Annotated in this window: 1 protein-coding gene; it reads right to left on the bottom strand. The window is 57.6% G+C overall.

Annotated features, from left to right (window positions below; all coding sequences use genetic code 11):
- Positions 1-29: 29 nt before the first annotated feature.
- A partial coding sequence (locus ACI43T_RS12240; RefSeq protein WP_405387399.1) for a hypothetical protein occupies positions 30-243 on the bottom strand: 214 nt, incomplete at its 5' end.

Genomic DNA, 243 nt, shown 5'->3' with positions numbered 1-243 from the left:
GTTTTCCGGGCATTCGCTCACCCGGAGCGTTAGGCGCAGACACGTTCGCGTCTCCGAATGAAGACGACCCCGATTTGCTGGTTGTGGTCTTCGCGTTCCGGCCAAATGTCCCAGCGGTTTGGGTCTTCGAGATGGCCAGTTTCTCGTATTAGTTTATCAGCGGCTTCGTAGGTTGCGGCGCGGCCTTCCACGGTTCGGTATGTCGGCTTGATTGAGAACCACAAGCGCCTAACCAGACGGTGC

Source organism: Neisseria oralis, from assembly GCF_045062685.1.
GTDB classification, from domain to species: Bacteria; Pseudomonadota; Gammaproteobacteria; order Burkholderiales; family Neisseriaceae; genus Neisseria; species Neisseria oralis.
This window is presented reverse-complemented; position numbering and strand designations above follow the sequence as displayed.